This window comes from Luteolibacter ambystomatis, assembly GCF_018137965.1.
Classification (GTDB): Bacteria; Verrucomicrobiota; Verrucomicrobiia; order Verrucomicrobiales; family Akkermansiaceae; genus Luteolibacter; species Luteolibacter ambystomatis.
This window is the reverse complement of record NZ_CP073100.1, coordinates 1365478-1380357: the sequence shown is the minus strand read 5'-3', so window position 1 is coordinate 1380357 and position 14880 is coordinate 1365478. Positions and strand designations below refer to the sequence as shown.

Here is a 14880-nt window from a genome sequence, read left to right as displayed (position 1 = left end):
CTCTCTCCATGCCTGCACCCTATCTCAACCGCGAACTGTCCTGGCTCGAGTTCAACCAGCGCGTGCTCAATGAGGCGCTGCGCTCCGACCTCCCTCTGCTGGAGCGCGTGAAGTTCCTGGCGATCACCGCCTCGAACATGGACGAGTTCTTCCAGGTCCGCGTGGGCGGGCTGATCCTCATGCAGCGCAGCGGCCGCAAGGCTCCCGATCCCAGCGGCATGACGCCGCAGCAACAACTCCAGGCGATCCACCGCCGCGTCGGCCGCATGGTCGATGACCAATATGAACTGCTGAACGAGAGCCTGCTGCCTGAGATGGCGAAGAGCGGCATCCGTCCGCTGAAGATGGACCACCTCACCGGCACCCAGATGGACCAGGTGGCCGCCGTCTTCGAGGACAGCGTGTTTCCCCTGCTCACGCCGCTGGCGGTCGCGTTGAATGCGGACGGTGCTGCGGAACCACTGCTGGTGCCCGCGCTGCAACTGATCGTCGCCTGCCGTCTGGTCGAGCCCGATACGGGCGCGACGCGTTATGCCGTCATCCCGATTCCGGAAACCATCACCCGCCGCGTGCCGGTGAAGTCATCCGAGGACACCCACGCCTTCGTCTGGATCGAGGACGTGGTGGCATGGCACGCGGACGACCTTTTCCCCGGCGAGAAAGTCTCCGCCACCACCTGTTTCCGCGTGACTCGCAATGGCGACATCGCCGTGCAGGAAGAGGATGCCATCGACCTCGCCGGCGAGATGGAGGAAGTCCTCACCGCCCGCCGTTTTTCCGATACGGTGCGTCTGGAAATGCCGAAGAACGCCCCGCGCGATCTCGGTCGTGTGGTGAGGGAGATCACCCGCTCCGGAACTCCCGAACTTGTGCGCGCGAATGGCCCGATCGGCCTGTCCTCGCTGATGGATCTCGCGTTCCTGCCGGGCTTCGACCAACTGCGGGACGAGGAGTGGCCGCCGCAAACCTCCGCGGCCATCGTGCCGGGAGACTCGATGTTCGAAACCATCGCCGCGGGCGACGTGCTACTACATCACCCGTACGAATCGTTCGAGCCCGTGCTGCGCCTCATCGAGGAAGCCGCCGTCGATCCGGATGTAATCGCGATCAAGCAGGTGCTCTACCGCACCGCCCGCCAGTCCCGCATCATCGACGCGCTGATCCTCGCCGCGGAAAACGGCAAGCACGTCACCGCGCTGGTGGAACTCAAGGCCCGCTTCGATGAAGCCCGCAACCTCCACCGCGCCGATGAACTCCAGCGCGCCGGCGCTCAGATCGTCTATGGCGTGAAGGGTCTCAAGACCCACGCGAAGATCTGCCTGATCGTGCGCCGCGAGGGTGGTCATCTCCGCCGCTACGCCCATCTCGGCACCGGCAACTACAACGAGTCCACGGCCAAGCTCTACACCGACATCTCCTACCTGACCTGCAAGCCGGAGTTCGGTCACGATGCCTCGCTGTTCTTCAACGCGGTCACCGGCCGTTCGAAGCTCCTGCGCTTCCAGCGCCTCGTGCCCGCGCCCACCGCGATGAAGCCGAAGCTGCTGGAACTCATCGCCGGTGAGACCGAGCGCGCCAAGCAGGGTCTGCCCGCGCGCATCCTTGCCAAGGTCAACTCGCTCCAGGACCCGGACATCATCCTCGCCCTCTACCGTGCCTCCCAGGCCGGCGTGGAAGTGAAGTTGAACATCCGCGGCATCTGCTGCCTGAAGCCCGGCGACGCCCGCTGGTCGAAGAACATCGAAGTCGTCTCCGTGATCGACCGCTTCCTCGAGCACGCCCGCCTGTTCTACTTCCACCAGGGCGGCACGCCGGAAGTCTTCATCGCCTCCGCCGACTGGATGGGCCGCAATCTCGAACGCCGCGTGGAATTGATGATTCCCATCGAGGAGCCCGCGCTGCAACGCCGTCTGGTCCGCATCCTGGAAACCTTCTTCCAGGACAACGTCCAGGCCTCGAAGCTGATGCCGGATGGCACCTCCCAACGCATCGCCAAAGCCCAGGGACAACGCGCCTTCCGCGCCCAGGCCCATTTCTTCAATCAAGCCCGCAAGGCCGCGAAAGCCCGCGAGCACGAACGCTCGATGACCTTCGAGCCGCACGTGCCAGCGGAATAATCAAGGAGCAGGGACATTCTCATCTCACAACACTCATGGCCAATGCGCCGTATAGCAGAACAGCCTGAACCCTTCAGGCTTTACAGGCTTGTCCGAACCTAGCGGCACACCCATCGTCGTCATGAGGAGCTGGCCAAACCGGTGCCATGGCGTTTGTCCGGCAACGGGGAAAAACGGCAGGGAACGAAACGCCGGGAATCGTGAAAGCCGCGGATGAAACTGGAATTTGAGAGTGGCGCCGTCATCGAGGTGCAAGAAACTTATGATCTGGAGATGATCAAGGTGCATCTTGGCGGAGATTCGTCGTTCGTCATCATGGCCTCCGGTGATGATGACTACATCCAGGCCGCAGCAGACAAGGGCGGCTTCTTTGTTGAAAAACGCGTTTCCAATCCAGTTCGGCATTTTGCCGCCTATTTGATCGACAAACAACCCTCCCCAAGCCCGAAACCCAAGTGGTATCAGTTTTCGGCTCGTATGGCGCGGTCTGATGCCGAGTTATTCACGTGTGATCAGGTTGTGGCGCTGTTTCGAGCTTATCTCGAAGATGCTGAGCCTGGGTTTCCAGTAGGTTGGCACGACAAATCTGCCGATTTGGTGTGAAGTTCGCTTCGCTGAAATGCAAATGCGAAACGCTTTTTCCAAGCGTCTTCCCAACCGCACACACCAGCTTGAAACAGGATGGCTGACATCCTAGTAGTCGTCGTCAGTCAATTTCCTCCCGACCCTCATGGCTTTGATCAAACTTTCCGCTGCTTTCGCCTGCGCTGTATTCCTCTCCAGTTGCGCTCAAGAGGACGTGGACTATTTCTTCAACGGTCCCCGCGATGGCACCTACCAGCCGGTGCGGCGCAGTGATGACTCGGCGTGGTATGCCCAGCAGAACGCCGCCCGCGAGGCCAACCAGCGCGCGGTCCAGGAGCAGGCCTACAAGAACCAGATGCAGAACTACAAATCGGGCTACAGCAACACCCTGCCGAGCATCCCGAGCTATTGAGCCATCAGCCCGCCGTCATGAACCGCACCTCCGTCCTGCGTCTGATCGGTGGACTCGGGGCTCTCACTTCCGCCTTCGGTCTTTATTCTACCGTGCGCCTCATTCAGTACGGCACCTCGATCATCCCCGGCGGGAGCCCCGTCGCCTCATGGGGAATCAGCGGCTTTTTCGCGATTTCCTTCCTAGTCGGGGTGTTTCTGCTTTTCCGGAGGACTCCCGGCGACAGCCGCCCAACGCGTTGACAATGCGCGAATAAGTTGGCATTTTGGCGTCGTGACTTCTGTGAATTCTGTTTCTTTTAGGGTATTTGATTCTTCTGACGATGCCGCCCGCGAGCTGGCCGCCGAAGTGGCGGAATTGATCCGTTCCCGTGCCGCCGAAGGCCGCAATGCCGTGCTGGGTCTCGCCACCGGCAACACGCCGCTTCCCTTCTACCGCGAGCTGATCCGCCTGCATCAGGAGGAAGGCCTCTCTTTCGGCAACGTCATCACGTTCAACCTCGACGAATATCTCGGCCTCGAGCGCGATCACCCGGAAAGCTACTGGACCTTCATGCACCGGAACCTGTTCGACCACCTCGACATCGCTCCGGACAACGTCAACCTGCCCTCCGGCACCGTCGCCGACTCCGAAGTGGCGGCCCACTGCGCTGCCTATGAGGATGCCATCCGCGAAGCCGGCGGCCTCGATTTCCAGCTTCTCGGCATCGGTCGAACCGGTCATATCGGTTTCAACGAGCCCGGCTCGGAGAAGAACTCCATCACCCGCCGCGTCCACCTCGATCCGGTGACCCGCGCGGACGCCGCTCCGGCCTTCGGTGGCCTCGACAACGTCCCCACCTACGCCATCACCATGGGCTGCGCCACCATCCTGAGTGCCAAGCGCATCGCCCTGCTGGCCTGGGGCGACAAGAAGGCCTCGATCGTGAAGGCCGCCATCGAAGGCCCGATCACCGATCAAATCAGCGCCTCCTTCCTCCAGGAGCACGGCAATACGACCTATTTCCTCGACCGCGGCGCGGCTTCCCTGCTCGCCTGACACACCGGTTTCCTCTTCCAGCCCGTCGGTTGCCTGGCAACCGGCGGGCTTTTTTCTTCATCGGAAATTCACGTTTTCGGAGTCGCCTCGCACGCAGGGGCATTTAGACTGATCCCTGTCATGGCGACCTCCTCCGATGCGAACCAGACTCATTGGCTGAATCTGGCCGACAAAACCTCGCGCCGGGTCAACTTCGGCTGGTGGCTGGACCGACTCGCCGCGCCGCTGGTGATCGCCGCCATCGCCGGGGCCTGCGGCCTGCTGCTGGTGCGGCGGGAGCATCCGGAAACGCCGCTCGGCTGGCTGGCGGGTGGCATCGTGGGCGGCTTGGCCATCATCGGTCTGGTCGCGTGGCTGATGAGCCGCACCAGCTTTGAAACGTCCGATCAATCCCTCGTGCGCCTGGAGGCCGCCATGCGTCTGCGCAATGCCCTCTCCGCCGCCCGTGCCGGTGTTGCCCCTTGGCCGAACCCACCGGCAGCCGTGGATGCGGGCATCGAGTGGAATTGGCCGCGCCTGCTGGTTCCCATCCTCGGAACCCTGCTGTTGCTCGCCGCCGGCCTGCTCATCCCGGTTTCCAAACCGGAAGCCGCCAAGCATCCGACCGAGGCTCCGCAGGCATGGAGCAAGATCGAGTCCGATCTCAACAAACTCGCCGATGAAAAGATGGTCGATGAGACCTATCTGGAGGACATGCGCAAACGTCTCGATGAACTGCGCGCCCAGAAGGAGGAGGACTGGTTCAGCCACTCCTCGCTTGAAGCCACCGACTCGCTGAAGAAGGCCCATCAGTCGGAGATCTCCCGTGTCGAGCGCGAGCTGGGTCGTGCCGAAAAGGCGATGAATGACCTCCAAAAAACCGCGGCCGCTGGAGGCCAGGCGGAGCAGGCCCGCCTCGCCAATGAATTCGATCAGGCGCTGCAAGGTTTGAAAAACGGTGCGATGAAGCCGAACCCGGAATTGCTCAAGCAACTCCAGAACTTCGATCCGAAGAACCTCGGCGGATTGACCAAGGAGCAGATGCAGCAGTTGAAGGAAAATCTCCAAAAGGCGGCCAATGGCATGAAGGACATGCAGGGCCAGGGTGGCCAAGGCCAAGGCGACGATTGGGCCGACCAGCTTTTGTCCGGAGAAGGTGACGGACAAGGAAACGGACAGGGCCAGGGAAACGGCGGTGGCGAAGGTGAAGGCGAAAACGGAGAGGGTGAAGGAGTCGGCAAAGGCGGGGTTTCCCGCGGTCCCGGCCATTCGAACAACCTCTTCGGCAAGGAGCATGAAAAGCGCCAGACCGGCGATCTCACCGGCCTTGAGAACAAGGACCTTTCCCGCGCCACTCCCGGCGATCTCCTCCAGCTTCAGGATGGCGAGCACGACGTGGACAAATCCGGCAGCAAGGTGACCGGCGGTGGCGCGACCGATTCCACCGGTGCCGGTGGTGATCGCGTATGGAAGGAATCGCTCGATCCCTCCGAACAACGGGCCATGAAGAACTTCTTCAGCGAAGGCAAGAAATGAGACTGGCCGCCTTGCTGGCCATCCTTGCCACACTTACCGTCAGTGCGGCCGAAAAGGTCATCGTCATTGATCCGGGCCATGGTGGGAGCACCGATGCCGGTTCCCAGAAGGAGCGGACCTTGTCGTCTTCGAACAACGCGACTTCACCTTCAAAACTGTTAGAAAAAGATCTCACTCTGGAGCTTTCGCTGGAAGTGGCGAAGCAACTTTCAGCACGTCCGCATACGGCTTTGAAGCCGGTGCTTACACGCACCAAAGACGAGAATCCGGACTTCGCCAGGCGCGCCGCGTTCTGTGCGGCTGCCAAACCCGTGGCGATCTTCAGCATCCACTTCAACGCCTCGGACAATCACGCCGCGCTGGGTACCACCGCCGTGGTCGCCGCCAAGGCCACAAATCCGAATTACGCGGCTGACGAGGCATTCGCCAAGGAACTGATCCAAGCAGCCCACGGCGCGGTGGTGAAATTCGTCCCCCGCTCCACTCCGCTGGCGGTGATCCCGGACAGCCACCTCCACGGTGGTGCGGGATCGAATTTCTTTTACCAGCTCGCCAGGCACCCGGAACTCAACAACGTCCCGAAGTGCTTCCTGGAGATCGAGTTCATCGACCGCAAGGATGTGGACACCAATCTGCTGGCGAAGCGCAGGGAAGCCTTCCCCGCGATCGCCAAGGCGATCGCGGACTATCTGGCCACGCGCTTCGAGTGAAGCGGGTTCAAACGTCGATCTTCGCGCTGATCGGATCGGCGAGGCGGCTGATCAGACCCGTATCAAGGCGATAGATCCAACTGTGGATCTTGATCTCCTGACCGCGATCCCACGCGTCTTCCAAAATCGTCGTTCGCGCGACGTGCTTGGCCTGGATGAGAACGTTCAGTTCGCAAAGGCGGTCCACGGCTTCCTCATGCGGCATGGCATCCAGCTCCTCACGATTCAGGCGGGCGATCAAGCGGATGCCCGCGAGCCAGTTGTCGATCATGCCATGGCGGAAATTTTCCAGCGCGGCACGCACGCCGCCGCAGCCATAGTGGCCGCAAACGATGATGTGCTTCACCTTCAGGACATCCACGGCATACTGCATCACCGCGAGGACGTTGAAATCGGTCTCCGCCACCACGTTGGCGACATTGCGATGCACGAACACCTCGCCGGGCGCGAGACCGGTGATCTGGTTGGCGGGCACGCGGCTGTCGGAGCAGCCGATCCACAGGTATTCCGGGCTCTGCTGGGCAGCGAGGCGCTTGAAGAATTCCGGATCGGCGGCCACCTGGGCCTCGGCCCAGGCGCGGTTGTTTTCGAGGAGGGACTTGAGATCAGGCATGCTGGGAAGAGGTGGCGCGCCCCCATTTCGGGATTCCACGGCGCGCTTGCAAGGTGCAAGTTGGGGCATGTTCCGCACATTGCTCGTCCTCGCGCTCTCTGCCGCGACCGTTTTCGGCGCACCGAAGCGGGTCGCCGTGTTCGTGGCGCTATGCGACAATGCCACCCAGGGCATCATCCCGGTGTCCGCGAAAATCGGCGACGGCAACAAACCCGACGACAACCTCTACTGGGGATGCAGCGAGAGTGTCCCGGCCTGCCTCAAGGCCAGCGCCGCGTGGAAGCAGGTGAGAAAGGAAACCCCGGCCGATTCCCGCATCCTGGATCGCCGGGTATTCACGGACACCGCGGGCACGCTTGAAGTCACTGTGGAAGGCTGGCGCGGGTCGGACATCGGCTTCTGCTTGATGGCGTTCGAAAGCGCGCTGGTGGCCGGGAATTTCGATCTCTGCGCCTTCGTCGGCCACAATGTCCTCATGGATCGCCCCATCGATCCACCCACCCAAAAGGCGGCCAAGCCGGTGGACGCGATGGTCCTGTGCTGCCAGAGCGAACCTTACTTCAAGAAACGGCTCACCGGGCTCGGCGCAAAACCGGTGTTGCTCACCACCCAGTTGATGTATCCTGGAGGGTTTCTGCTGCGGGACACCCTGCCGCTGTGGGCGAAGGGCAAACCCGCCGCCGATCTGCGGGCCGCCGCTGGAGCCGCCTACGCCCGCAACCAGAAGATCTCCGTCAAAGCCGCCACGGGCGTGTTCGCCGTCCTTCCCTGATCCGTGTCCGACCTCTTCACCACTCCCGCTGCCGCCGCCGACAAACCGAATCCCGGCGAACCACTCGCTTCGCGCATGCGTCCGCGCACGCTCGCGGAAATCGCCGGGCAACAGCACATTCTCGCGCCGGGCAAGCTGCTGCGACGTGCCATCGAGTCGGACCGCTTCACCTCGCTGATTTTCTACGGACCGCCCGGTACCGGGAAGACCACGCTCGCCCACGTCATTGCACGCAGCACCGGCTCGCGCTTCGAGGCACTCAATGGCGTCGAATCAAACGTCGCCGAGATCCGTGCGAAGATCGAGCAGGCCCGCACCTGGCGGGACCTCCGCGGTGAAACCACGATCCTCTTCATCGACGAAATCCACCGTTTCAACAAAGCCCAGCAGGATGTGCTGCTTCCGCACATCGAGCGCGGCACGGTGCGGTTCATCGGCGCGACCACGCACAATCCGTACTTCTACGTCAACTCGCCGCTGGTCTCCCGCTCGCAGGTCTTCCAACTCGAAGTCGTTTCCACCGAGGAAGTCGTCACGGTGCTGGAACGCGCGATGAGCGATGAAGAATACGGCTTCGGCGGGCAGAACATCCTCGCCGATCCCGAGGCCCTGCGCCATCTCTCCGAGAAATCCGATGGCGATGTCCGCAAGGCACTCACTGCCCTCGAACTCGCCGCGCTCACCACTCCGCCGGATGAGGATGGCGTGATTCGTCTCAATCTCGCGGTGGCGGAAGAGTCGATCCAGAAGAAGGCCATCGTCTATGATGCGGATGGGGACGCCCACTACGACACCATCTCCGCCTTTATCAAATCCATCCGCGGCTCCGATCCCGACGCCGCGCTCTACTGGCTGGCCAAGATGCTGCACGCCGGGGAAGACCCGCGTTTCATCGCCCGCCGTCTGGTAATCTCCGCCAGTGAGGACATCGGCCTCGCCGACTCCGGCGCGCTGCGCGTGGCCGTGGATGCCCTGCAGGCTTTTGAATTCGTCGGAATGCCGGAGGGCCGTATCCCCCTCGCCCACGCCACCGTCTATCTCGCCACCGCGCCGAAATCGAACCGCTCCTACGAAGCCCTCGGCAAGGCCATGGCGGATATTGAACAAGGCCGCACTCTCGCCGTACCGCCGCACCTGCGCACGAAGACGCGCAAGAAACTCGCCGCCGCTTCAGGCGAGAGCGAGGAAGCACTAAAGTATCTCTACTCCCACGACTACCAGGGAGCCTACATTCCCCAGGCATATTTGCCGGAAGGCCGCACCTACTACACACCGGGGGAAGAAGGTCTGGAAAAGCGCATCAAGGAACGCCTCGACCACTGGCGGCAACTACGAGATAAACAGTAGTAGTAGCACAAGCTCCCAACTTGTGAGGCTTGGAACGCGCCACGATGGGGAATCACCCAATCCCTCCAGGAACTTCAAGCGTCCCCCTCCTCCGCAAGTTGAAAACTTGCGCTACTTCTCGTGCTGCAACACCAACTCCAGCAATCCGGGAAACCTCTCCTCGAACTCTTCCTTCCGCACGGAGCTCATGCAGCGGGTGCCCTCCACCCGGGTCGCCACCAGCCCCGCGTCCCGCAGGATCGCGAAGTGGTGCGAGCGCGTCGCTTTGGAAATGTCGAGCGGCACGCCATTGCACGCGAGCTCTCCCCCTTCCAGCAACGTCCGCACGATGGCGATGCGGCAAGGGTCGGAGAGCGCTTGCATCACCGCCGGCAGCGTCACTTCCTCGAGTGGCGGATGGCTGTATTCCTTCATGCGGACGCGGGAACGTAGCACCGAAACAAAGTTCGACAATGATCGAATTATCGTTTGACGCGGGAAAAAACTGGCGCGAATAGTTCGACGGAAACCGAACAATCATGACCGCTCCCATCGAATCCGCCGCCGAACTTCTCCGTCCCGTCCGCATCGGAGCCTGGGATCTCGCGAACCGCCTGATCATGGCGCCCCTCACCCGCTGCCGCGCCAGCGAGGGCCGGGTGCCGAACGCGATGATGGCCGAGTATTATCGCCAGCGCGCCAGCGCCGGACTCATCATTTCGGAAGCCACCTCCATCAATCCGCTCGGTGTCGGCTATCCTGACACGCCGGGCATCTGGTCCCAGGAGCAGGTCGAAGGCTGGAAGCTCGTCACCGATGCCGTCCATGAAGCGGGCGGCAAGATCGTCCTCCAGCTCTGGCACGTCGGCCGCATTTCCGATCCGGTTTATCTTGATGGCGAACTGCCGGTCGCCCCCAGCGCCATCGCTCCTTCCGGCCATGTCAGCCTGATCCGTCCGATGAAGCCCTTCGTCACGCCGCGCGCGCTGACGTTGGAGGAAATTCAAGCCACCATAGCGGACTACCACTGCGCCGCGGAGAACGCGAAGGCCGCAGGCTTCGATGGTGTCGAGATCCACGGGGCCAACGGTTACCTGCCCGACCAGTTCCTCCAGAGCGGCACCAACCACCGCACGGACGAATACGGCGGTTCGGTGGAAAACCGCGCCCGCTTCATGCTGGAGGCTGTCGATGCGGCGGTTGCCGTTTGGGGTGCCGACCGCGTGGGCCTGCACCTTGCACCGCAGGGTGATTCCCATGACATGCACGATGAAGATCCCGTCGCCACCTTCAGCTATGTCGCCCGTGAAGCCGCAGCCCGTGGCCTCGCATTCCTCTTCATCCGTGAAGGTCTGAATGTCGAACGCCCCGTCGGTCCCGCCATCCGCGAGGCCTTCGACGGCGCCTACATCGCCAACCAGCAACTCACCCGCGAAACCGCCGAAGACGCGATCTCCAGCGGCCTCGCGGATGCCGTTTCCTTCGGACGAGAGTTCATCGCCAATCCCGATCTGCCGCGCCGCTTCGAGCTCCATGCGCCTCTGAATGCCCAGCACCCGGAGACCTTCTACGCACCGGGTCCGGAAGGTTACATCGACTACCCCGCCCTGTCCTGATCCCTGTCATGGCCACGCTCGCTGAAACGCCCCTCTCCGTGCTCGACCTCTCGCCCATCTGCGAGGGCGGAACGATCGCGGACAGTTTCCGGAACTCGCTCGACCTCGCGCAGCATGCCGAGCAATGGGGCTACAAGCGGTTCTGGCTGGCGGAGCATCATGGCATCCCGGGCGTGGCCAGCGCCGCCACCTCCGTGCTTATCGGTCACGTAGCGCAGGGCACGCACACCATCCGCGTCGGTTCCGGCGGCATCATGCTGCCGAACCACCCACCGCTGGTGATCGCGGAGCAATTCGGCACCCTCGCCACCCTTTATCCCGATCGTATTGATCTTGGCCTTGGCCGCGCACCCGGTTCGGATCGCGCAACCGCGCATGCGCTTGGACGGGATCCCACCACGGCGGACTCTTTTCCCGAGCATGTCCAGCAACTGCGCGCGCTGCTTGGTGATGCGCAGCCCGGACAAAAGGTGAAAGCCATCCCCGGCGCAGGCACGCATGTGCCGGTGTGGTTGCTCGGCTCCAGCACCTTCAGCGCGCAGCTCGCCGCCGCGATGGGCTTGCCCTTCGCCTTCGCCGCCCATTTCGCACCGCGCCAGATGCAGGAGGCTCTGCATCTCTATCGCACCTACTACCATCCCTCGGCAGACTGGCCGAAGCCCCATGTCATGGTCGGCCTACCGGTCATCGCCGCGGACACCGATGAAGAGGCCCACCGTCTCGCCACCTCCGCACAACAAAGCGTGCTCGGTCTGATCCGCCATGAGCCGATCCGCGTGCCACCGCCGGTGGACACGATGGATGGTTTGTGGGACGAGTCCGAGAAAGCCGCTGTTGCCTCGTTCTTCGGAGCGGCCATCATCGGAGGGCCGCAAACCGTGAAGCGGAAACTGGAAGAAGTCCTCGCCGCCACCGGTGCGGACGAGTTCATCCTGAACTCGCAGTTTTACCATCACGCCGATCGTCTGAGGTCCTATGAAATCGTGAAAACCATCGCATCGGAGGAAGTGGTTCACTGAATTTCCTCCACCCGGGAGACCTCGCCGCCACCGGGCATTCAACGATTGCGGAAGACTTCCGGAGCCTGCGGCAGTTCGGAAAGATCCAGTTCCAGGATGGTCTCGTCATTGACCATGGCGCCCACGGTAAACGCCCCATAAGCCCGAAGCGACAACCTGGCTTCTCCGAACCGGACCGGAACCCGTTCGATGTTCGGATTGAAGGAATCGTGGAGGTGGAACTCCACGGTTCCATTCAGCGGGCGATCACCGGAGGATCTTACGAACAACTCCACACCAAACCATTCGGGAGTGATCTCCTTCACATGAGCCTGGATCTCGTACCCATCGCGGCGGGATTGCGTCCCCCAGCGTCCCTTCTGGGGATCTTCGGGATCGACTACCTTCGGTCGCACCCGCATCGCCACCTGCTTGAGTCCCGTGGCCAATTTGGCAATTCCTTCGTCGAGATCCGCCGCCTTGAGGTCCACTCCGCGGAAGGAAGAAAGTTCCGTGGGAAGATCCCACCAGGCGATCTGATCGGCCAGCAATACCGGCACGATGATTTTTCCATCGGCAATGGCGGATTTCACCTCGTGCGCCACCCCCCTCGAAGAAATGGCCCCTTGTCCAAAAAACACCACGAGGATGTCAGCCTGCGCCAGTTCCGATGCGAGGAGGGACGTGATGTCCGAGCCAAGCAGAGTATCCTCGTCCCAAAACAACCGGCACTCGGGAAGGGATGTCCGGAGCCGCTTGAATACCGGAGCGAGCGCCGGATCTTGGAAATCACCCTTGGCGTAACTCAGAAAGATGCACGCCCCCGTCGTCTTGGGTTTCAAAGACCATCCGTCCAGCGTGCCGGTGAACCTTTCCAACAACCGCATGCGCTGCAGGGAATCAAGCGGGGCCAGGCACTTCACCACTCCACGACTGATCCATGCCGTGAGTTGCTCCATGCAGCCGAGCAACGAGGCGGTCTGCCCCGAACGATCCGCAGCCACGGCCAGGGTTTCCAAATAGGCGTAGTAGGGAATGTAGAGGATTTCACTGCGGACCCAGTATTCGTTCCGTTCCTCCCGGGTGAGATGCCAAAGGCAGCGTGAGAAGGATTCCCTGGCCATTTGCCGGACCGTTTCGAGACGGTCCTTCTCGGTCAGGTCGATCCGGCTCGGCACCGGCCACACCCGCAACCCCGGCTCACCCGACGGCCGCTGCCGGGACCTCAAGGCGGACTCGGCGGTGGCCGCGGCACCACGCATGCTCTGCAGATTCAGGGTGAAGAAGACCACCAGGTCATCCGGCATCTGGACCGTACAAATGCCCGACGTGTCACTCAGGCCCGTGCGACTGTCTATGATGATGTAGTCATATGACTCGCGCAACCTGCGTTTCACCGATTCCAGGAAAACGCCTCCGCCCAATTTCTCGTAGAAGTCATTCCATTGGAAAGTCGCCACCAAGGCTCCGTAGGACGGCCCCTGCCGGCCAGCTGGCACAAAGTCCAATGTTCCTTCACCCGGAAACTCGTAGTCGAGCGAAACCGCATAATCGAGGAGATCCGCGTACTCGTCGAACCACCGGGGGCCTCCATCAGCCTCCGGCCCGGCTTCCCCGCCCTTCTCCTCTTCGGAAACAACAGGCGGTGCAGAAGCTGTCTTGAAGGCCTGGTGGCGGCTGCCCTCCACAAACGCAGCGAAGAAGTCAATCAGCCCGGATGTCTCGGCAAGTTCCGGATCATCCAGAAACGGAGCAAAATAGCGATGCAGTCCTGGAGCTTCCAGATCCCAATCGATGACCAATACACGCTTTCCCTGGCTGGCCAGAATCCATGAGACATTTGCCACCGCCATGGAGCGCCCGGTACCGCCTTTATAGGAATAGAAGGTGAGAATCTGGCATGTTGACGGGGAAGCGGACACTCCGGTCCGCTGGATGACGGAATCGGTGTTCATGGCTGGTTGTCGGCTTTGGGGCCATCGAGGATCGGTTTGATTTCAGTTGGGATGCCAGCGGCCGAAGCCTCGGCGGAGAGCAGAGGATCAGCGGCCCTCGTGATGGCTTGGTCGCTTTGGATCATCTGCTGGCGCACGCGCGTGACCAATCCCTCGAGCGCGCTCTCGAAATCGCGTGGACCGGCGAAAATGACATGCCCCGTACGGGCCGCCTCCTTGAAGCTGCCTTCCCCGAAACGCCGGACCCAGGCTTCCGCCGTGGAGCATCCGGCGGTCTCGGCACCGGAGTAAACCACCGCCACCGCCAGGTGGCCAACCGGATGGGAGTTGATTTCCGACAACAGCGGATCGGTGGCGTCCGCAGCGGCATCGGCCACCAACACGATGAGTTGCTTCTGCTGTCCGGCGAGGGCCAGGCTTGCGGCTATGTCCGCTGCAGGCTGGATGGATCTGCTGACCGTCTTGAGCCTTGCCGCAATGGTTTCCAGGGTGCCATCCAGTCCCGCGATGCCGCCCCCCGCGGTTTCCAGAAAAGCGATCTGAAAAGGCAGGGGGGATGTTATCTGGTCCGCGAAAGCACTGGGAAAATTCAGGAAGTCCGCGATCTCATCGCAATGGCAGAGCGGGCTGTTCTTGTTCAGGCTGTCGGCAATGAGTTCGGACAGTGTTTCCAGAATGGTCTGCACGTCCTTTCTCTGGTTCAGCGCGATCAGTTGACGGAGACCCTTTTCGGAATAGCTGCGCGGATAGCCTTGATCGTATGGATTGAAGCGCCCGAGTTTCTTCGGAAGCGTCTCGCGGTCGCGAGGCTTCTCCCACCAGATGGGAAATATGAAATTATTGGCGGCGGGCGGCGGCAATTCTTCTGCCCGTTTTCCCATGCGCCTGACGAAAACCTCGAGTTCTCTTCCGCACCAGACACTTCCCAGATAGCGGGGCGAGATCAGACAGACGAGCACCTCGGAAGTACGAACGGCTTCCACAAGCACGTCCTTCCAGTCATCACCATTCTTGATGCCGTATTGATCCACGAAGGACCAATTGGTCCTTGCCGCGTCCGTCTTCACGGTCACCAGATCCTTCAAAGTCCGGCAGAATTTCTGGAATGGGGCTCCCTTCAAAGCCTGGCCATCGACCGTGGAGTAGCTGGTGAAAATTGCGTATGGGGATGCCATGGTGGGAATGATTGAAAGCGGCTCTTTCCAAGGGATTCAGCACATCGG

General features: G+C 61.7%; 15 protein-coding genes. 11 read left to right on the top strand and 4 right to left on the bottom strand.

Annotated elements, in window-relative coordinates; genetic code table 11:
- The first annotated feature begins 8 nt into the window (after positions 1-8).
- The 7 genes from ppk1 (at position 9) to KBB96_RS05250 (ending at position 6377) form a co-directional block, all read left to right on the top strand.
- On the top strand, positions 9-2117 hold the full coding sequence (gene ppk1 / locus KBB96_RS05280; protein ID WP_211633141.1) for a polyphosphate kinase 1: 2109 nt from the start codon (positions 9-11) through the stop codon (positions 2115-2117).
- A 213-nt stretch (positions 2118-2330) separates the two neighbouring features.
- Complete coding sequence (locus tag KBB96_RS05275; RefSeq protein ID WP_211633139.1) at positions 2331-2720, top strand: hypothetical protein; 390 nt, start codon at positions 2331-2333, stop codon at positions 2718-2720.
- Positions 2721-2847: 127 nt separating this feature from the next.
- Positions 2848-3114: a hypothetical protein gene (locus KBB96_RS05270; protein ID WP_211633137.1), complete on the top strand. Its 267-nt coding sequence runs from the start codon at positions 2848-2850 to the stop codon at positions 3112-3114.
- A gap of 17 nt (positions 3115-3131) precedes the next feature.
- Positions 3132-3356, top strand: a complete 225-nt coding sequence (locus tag KBB96_RS05265; protein WP_211633135.1) for a hypothetical protein — start codon at positions 3132-3134, stop codon at positions 3354-3356.
- 40 nt (positions 3357-3396) lie between these two features.
- Positions 3397-4152, top strand: a complete 756-nt coding sequence (gene nagB, locus KBB96_RS05260; protein ID WP_211633133.1) for a glucosamine-6-phosphate deaminase — start codon at positions 3397-3399, stop codon at positions 4150-4152.
- A 120-nt stretch (positions 4153-4272) separates the two neighbouring features.
- Complete coding sequence (locus tag KBB96_RS05255) at positions 4273-5667, top strand: hypothetical protein (protein WP_211633130.1); 1395 nt, start codon at positions 4273-4275, stop codon at positions 5665-5667.
- A complete protein-coding gene (locus tag KBB96_RS05250) occupies positions 5664-6377 on the top strand; it encodes an N-acetylmuramoyl-L-alanine amidase (RefSeq protein WP_211633128.1) in 714 nt (237 codons plus the stop codon). The genes KBB96_RS05255 and KBB96_RS05250 overlap by 4 nt, the downstream gene beginning before the upstream one ends.
- Positions 6378-6384: 7 nt before the next feature.
- Here KBB96_RS05250 and can read toward each other — a convergent pair whose 3' ends face one another.
- The gene (can, locus tag KBB96_RS05245; RefSeq protein WP_211633127.1) at positions 6385-6990 is read right to left on the bottom strand and encodes a carbonate dehydratase; all 606 of its coding nucleotides are present in this window, start codon (positions 6988-6990) and stop codon (positions 6385-6387) included.
- 67 nt (positions 6991-7057) lie between these two features.
- On the opposite strand from can, the gene KBB96_RS05240 reads away from it, so the two are divergent.
- Positions 7058-7762 (top strand): hypothetical protein, encoded by a 705-nt coding sequence (locus KBB96_RS05240; RefSeq protein WP_211633125.1) that lies wholly within the window; start codon positions 7058-7060, stop codon positions 7760-7762.
- A gap of 3 nt (positions 7763-7765) precedes the next feature.
- On the top strand, positions 7766-9109 hold the full coding sequence (locus tag KBB96_RS05235) for a replication-associated recombination protein A (protein ID WP_226373647.1): 1344 nt from the start codon (positions 7766-7768) through the stop codon (positions 9107-9109).
- A 111-nt stretch (positions 9110-9220) separates the two neighbouring features.
- Here the strand turns inward: KBB96_RS05235 and KBB96_RS05230 are convergent, their stop codons facing one another.
- Positions 9221-9544, bottom strand: a complete 324-nt coding sequence (locus tag KBB96_RS05230; RefSeq protein ID WP_211633123.1) for an ArsR/SmtB family transcription factor — start codon at positions 9542-9544, stop codon at positions 9221-9223.
- Positions 9545-9627: 83 nt separating this feature from the next.
- Between KBB96_RS05230 and KBB96_RS05225 the strand changes: the two genes are divergently transcribed.
- Together KBB96_RS05225 and KBB96_RS05220 are read left to right on the top strand one after the other, a co-directional pair.
- Complete coding sequence (locus KBB96_RS05225) at positions 9628-10704, top strand: alkene reductase (RefSeq protein WP_211633122.1); 1077 nt, start codon at positions 9628-9630, stop codon at positions 10702-10704.
- Between the two features lie 8 nt (positions 10705-10712).
- A complete protein-coding gene (locus KBB96_RS05220) occupies positions 10713-11723 on the top strand; it encodes an LLM class flavin-dependent oxidoreductase (protein WP_211633119.1) in 1011 nt (336 codons plus the stop codon).
- Between the two features lie 38 nt (positions 11724-11761).
- Here KBB96_RS05220 and KBB96_RS05215 read toward each other — a convergent pair whose 3' ends face one another.
- Positions 11762-13657: a KGGVGR-motif variant AAA ATPase gene (locus KBB96_RS05215; RefSeq protein WP_211633116.1), complete on the bottom strand. Its 1896-nt coding sequence runs from the start codon at positions 13655-13657 to the stop codon at positions 11762-11764.
- Positions 13654-14832 carry a toll/interleukin-1 receptor domain-containing protein gene (locus tag KBB96_RS05210; protein ID WP_211633113.1) on the bottom strand — a complete coding sequence of 393 codons (1179 nt, stop codon included), beginning with the start codon at positions 14830-14832 and terminating at the stop codon, positions 13654-13656. Before KBB96_RS05210 ends, KBB96_RS05215 begins: the two co-directional genes overlap by 4 nt.
- Positions 14833-14880: the final 48 nt, after the last annotated feature.

Coding starts and splice junctions, on each gene's coding strand:
- ppk1 (WP_211633141.1), top strand. CDS start 9: ATGCCTGCACCCTATCTCAACCGCGAACTGTCCTGGCTCGAGTTCAAC.
- KBB96_RS05275 (WP_211633139.1), top strand. CDS start 2,331: ATGAAACTGGAATTTGAGAGTGGCGCCGTCATCGAGGTGCAAGAAACT.
- KBB96_RS05270 (WP_211633137.1), top strand. CDS start 2,848: ATGGCTTTGATCAAACTTTCCGCTGCTTTCGCCTGCGCTGTATTCCTC.
- KBB96_RS05265 (WP_211633135.1), top strand. CDS start 3,132: ATGAACCGCACCTCCGTCCTGCGTCTGATCGGTGGACTCGGGGCTCTC.
- KBB96_RS05255 (WP_211633130.1), top strand. CDS start 4,273: ATGGCGACCTCCTCCGATGCGAACCAGACTCATTGGCTGAATCTGGCC.
- KBB96_RS05250 (WP_211633128.1), top strand. CDS start 5,664: ATGAGACTGGCCGCCTTGCTGGCCATCCTTGCCACACTTACCGTCAGT.
- can (WP_211633127.1), bottom strand. CDS start 6,990: ATGCCTGATCTCAAGTCCCTCCTCGAAAACAACCGCGCCTGGGCCGAG.
- KBB96_RS05240 (WP_211633125.1), top strand. CDS start 7,058: ATGTTCCGCACATTGCTCGTCCTCGCGCTCTCTGCCGCGACCGTTTTC.
- KBB96_RS05225 (WP_211633122.1), top strand. CDS start 9,628: ATGACCGCTCCCATCGAATCCGCCGCCGAACTTCTCCGTCCCGTCCGC.
- KBB96_RS05220 (WP_211633119.1), top strand. CDS start 10,713: ATGGCCACGCTCGCTGAAACGCCCCTCTCCGTGCTCGACCTCTCGCCC.
- KBB96_RS05215 (WP_211633116.1), bottom strand. CDS start 13,657: ATGAACACCGATTCCGTCATCCAGCGGACCGGAGTGTCCGCTTCCCCG.
- KBB96_RS05210 (WP_211633113.1), bottom strand. CDS start 14,832: ATGGCATCCCCATACGCAATTTTCACCAGCTACTCCACGGTCGATGGC.